The organism is Alteromonas sp. AMM-1 (assembly GCF_047290655.1).
Classification (GTDB): domain Bacteria; phylum Pseudomonadota; class Gammaproteobacteria; order Enterobacterales; family Alteromonadaceae; genus Alteromonas; species Alteromonas mangrovi.
On the sequence record NZ_JBLBUE010000235.1, the window covers coordinates 1 to 4,134 of the forward strand.

The following is a 4,134-nucleotide window of genomic DNA, read 5'->3' on the forward strand; positions in this document are numbered from 1 at the left end:
AAGATCCCCGCCTGCGCGGGGATGACGGTTTAAGGTTAAGCGGGGATGACACTCCCTTACAGTCACCCCGGACTCTACTCAAACAGTGTACCAATGCCAAACAAGATCCCCGCCTGCGCGGGGATGACGATGAAGAAAACGCGGGGACGACGGTAGTGAAACGCGGGATGTCTCCCCTCCCCGTCACCCCGGGCTCGATCCGGGGTCTACCCAAACAGCGTGCCGATGCCAAACAAGATCCCCGCCTGCGCGGGGATGACGATAAAGAAAACTCGGGGATGACGGTTTAAGGTTAAGCGGGGAAGACGGGATAGATAGCGGGTTAAACCCACTCATTTGAACGATACATAGCTTTGCGTTGTCATCGAACTGTCATGCTTTACCATTAAGTTCGAGGACTTTAAAAGATAAGTGATTCAGGTCTCGATGCAACCGGGCATTAATATCGACTGGCAATGTTTAACTACAACGGAAGCTGAGCAGCTTAGCGCTGCGCTGAAAGCGTTTATTCACGGACTAACCCACGATTCCGCACAGGCAGATGATATTTATCAGGAGACTCTACTGCGCACTGGTCGCAGCACCCGTTTTTCGGATCTGGATAATCCTTTGGCATATATGATCACCGTGGCGAAATCCGTCCTCTGTGACTTTCAGCGTAAGCGTATTCCTAATGCTGTTGAAATTGAGCATATTGACTTGGAAGCGGCCAATGACGGCCCCGAACTTACCTTCATCCAGCAGCAAAAACTCAGCAGTATTGAAGCGATCCTTAACAATATGTCACCGCTACGTCGTGAGGTATTTATATTACGCAGGGTGGATGGGTTAACCCGTGATGAAATTGCCAGCCGCCTCGACCTCAGTGTGGAAGCCGTGAAAAAGCATCTAACCAGGGCGATGGTGGAACTCACCGTAAAACTCGAGGCCGAAGGCTGGATAACTGAGAATTAGTGTCCCCGTTTAGTGTAATTCAGAATCTACATATCATGACCTTTTTTAAGAGACAGTAATGACAGAGTCGCAACGATTAGAACAAGCTGCAGAATGGTTTGACCGCATTGACGAATTCAGTGAGCAGGAGAAGCTGCTATTCGCTGAATGGCTCACTTGTGCAGATAACCAGCAAGCTTTTACTCGTATTGCAACAGCGTTAGGTCAGCCGGAAGTAAAGGTGGCTGCACAGCGGATTAAAGATTCTGTTACGGTTACACTAGTACCCACCGCCTCAGCTTCTATTTCCGAAGAGGACATAAAAGATAGCCGCGTAACAAAAACTTTCTGGAACAACATTGGCCTTGCAAGCGCCGCAGCGGTGGCTTTGTTTGCAGCATTATTTACATTGAATAACAACTTGCCAGACCCGACGTCCCCGCCACATCATCAAGCGGCAAACTCGGCCAGTTATCAGTCTCAGTCAAAACAGTTTATAACTGGGATCGGTGAACATAGCTCGTCCTTACTGAAAGATGGCTCCATCGTTTATTTAAATGGCGATAGCGCTCTCACCGTAAATCATAATGAAAACTTCAGAGAGGTCAGTCTGCCTCATGGTCAGGCATACTTTGATATAGCTCATGAGCCTCGGCGCCCATTTATCGTGCAACTCGATACTGCTTCGGTGCAGGTAGTTGGTACTGCTTTTGATATTGATCGTTTAGCCGATAAAACCGAAATTCGGGTGTACGAAGGACTAGTAAAGGTTAACGCAGACAAAGCCCTGATGTTGCATAAGGGCGAGGGGGTAATATTGAGAAACGGCCAATGGCAGTCAACATTTACGTTCACTAATATGCAGTTGCCGGATTGGCGAACCGGTTGGCTGGAAGTCAATCAGCAACCTCTTGGTGATGTGGTTATAAGACTCAACCGATATACAGATAAACCGATAAGAATTAACGGCCAGACAGACCTACCGGTGTCAGGACGGTTTAACTTAAAAGTGCCTCAGCAAGCTCTGCAATTATTAAGTGCCATGGATGATTTAACTCTTACAGAATTGCCTGATTACTACCAGCTATCCGTAACGCTGTAGTAGCACAATATGGCTAACCCATGCTAGCGGTTACCTCAATCACTGCATTACCACGCTCCTTTAGACTGGCTGTTGTACTCAGTTTACTGGTCTGTCTTCCCGTTGCGGCAACACCCGCTGAACTTGAACGGCCAGTTTATCTGAAGGCACAGCCTTTACAGCAAGCGCTTCAATCGCTGGCCATTACCTTTAACAGGGCATTTATTGTCAATGCGAAACGCATCGATCATTTAGCTTCCGCTGAGCTTAAAGGCCACTACACCCTTGATAACGCTCTTGCCGAATTATTAATAAATACTGGCCTTACCTATCAGATCAATGATGACGGTATCATCATTAAGGCTGAACAAACCCATCAACAGCAAAAGGTTATAGAAGAAGTCGCAGTTAACGGTATTCGTGCTTCACTGAACCGATCGCGTCAACAAAAACAGCAATCCTCTCTAATAAGTGATGTGATCGCCGCCCGCGATATTGCATCTTACCCGGATAGAAATCTGGCCGAGTCGCTTCAACGCATTCCGGGCATGTCGATTACCCGGGAGGCTGGCGAAGGGCGGCAGATCGTGTTGCGAGGGCTTAACCCCGACTTTACCCTGGTAAAGCTTAACGGAATGCCAGTGCTTGCCAATAATGATTCGCCAATGGATAGTCGCTTGCAGAAACATCGGGACCGCTCTTTCGACATGAATCTGTTTGCCACAGAGTTATTTAGTGAAATTCAGGTCATAAAAAGTTACACCGCTGATCAACCAAGCGGTGCTCTGGCAGGTATAGCAGCCCTGCAAACGGCCCATCCGTTCGACACGCCAGGCCTGCGCTGGTCATTTACACAACAGGTAGGCACTAACCAATATGCCGGTGGTATAGCACCGCGTTTATCCGGCATGCTGTCATCAACTCGAGGTAACTGGGGAGCGCTGCTGTCAGTGTCTTATGGCAGCCAACAATCGAGGGAAGTGGGAGCAAATACGTTTCGCTGGCGCAAAACTCCCCCTGATGGGGCCGACATATCGGCACTTCCCACCGACATTCAACAAGCCTGGCAGGGCCAGCAATTATGGATCCCCCGGGGAAACCGTTATTCAGTTTGGCAAAGTAATATGCAACGACTGGGCATTGGTGCATCGCTGGAATATCTGACCCACCAAAGTCATATTACCTTTGACTGGCTTTATGGCGAATTTAGCGGCGAACGACGGGAAAACCATCTTTACCCTCGTGGGTATAATTCAACGCCGATTATTGAAGGTCAAACGCATGTAACAGGCGCACAGGTTAACCAGCAAAATGAGCTCATTTACGCCAGTTACCAAAACGCAAGGGTTGGCACCGAAAGTCGTGTCCAGAAAGTCGCCACTCATTACCAGCAGTGGGTCGTAAATACCGAGCACCGTATTAATAGTTTACTATCGGGCACGGGCACTTTTGGAGTAGAGCAAGCCAGTTATGAAATGCCTCTTAGTATTAAGGCTTACATGCGGGGCAGCAGTGACATTACCGTTGATTACCGTAGCGATTACCATTTTCCTGATATTGCCTACGCTGACGATTTAACTACCCCGTCATTCTGGAAAATGAACGAACTCGATAGTGAAAAGTATCTCGCAAGAACCCTCTTTTCCAATGCCCGGTATCAGTTGGATTATACCCACAATGCTCACTCTGAATGGACTTTGGGCATTGACCTGACCCACTTTAAAAATTCGTTAAACTATACCAACATTCAGGATATTTTACTGGCTGAGTGGACAACATCATCAGTTTTAAATCATGTTCCAGAAGGCTCGTCTTATATTCTGCACGCTCATCCTAAGCTTAACTGGCTGGCACTAAATCCCCAATCGGTCTTCGCATATTTTGCTGTACCGCAGTCTCCTGACGCCATAGCGTTTTCCCCTTTTATCAAGCCAGACAATCAGATATCACAAAACAACTTAATAAGAGAAGTGCAGGCCGCCGGGTTTGTCCAGTATAGGTGGCAGCATAAGCAGTGGGAACTTATCAGCGGCTTGAGGACAGAACAAGACCTCACCCGTATTCATTTTTCTGACACTCCTACGGAATACAATGAACTAAGCCAAATGAACTGGTTACCC

At 47.8% G+C, this 4,134-nt stretch carries 4 protein-coding genes; all 4 read left to right on the forward strand.

What is annotated here, in order from left to right; all coding sequences use genetic code 11:
• On the forward strand, positions 1–290 hold a 290-nt coding region (locus ACLR2L_RS19275; RefSeq protein WP_413370524.1), incomplete at its 5' end, for a hypothetical protein.
• A 121-nt stretch (positions 291–411) separates the two neighbouring features.
• Positions 412–954: an RNA polymerase sigma factor gene (locus ACLR2L_RS19280; protein ID WP_413370526.1), complete on the forward strand. Its 543-nt coding sequence runs from the start codon at positions 412–414 to the stop codon at positions 952–954.
• A 58-nt stretch (positions 955–1,012) separates the two neighbouring features.
• Positions 1,013–2,035, forward strand: a complete 1,023-nt coding sequence (locus ACLR2L_RS19285; RefSeq protein ID WP_413370528.1) for a FecR family protein — start codon at positions 1,013–1,015, stop codon at positions 2,033–2,035.
• A 20-nt stretch (positions 2,036–2,055) separates the two neighbouring features.
• Positions 2,056–4,134: TonB-dependent receptor plug domain-containing protein (locus ACLR2L_RS19290; protein WP_413370530.1), on the forward strand; the 2,079-nt coding region annotated here is incomplete at its 3' end.

Coding starts and splice junctions, on each gene's coding strand:
- ACLR2L_RS19285 (WP_413370528.1), top strand. CDS start 1,013: ATGACAGAGTCGCAACGATTAGAACAAGCTGCAGAATGGTTTGACCGC.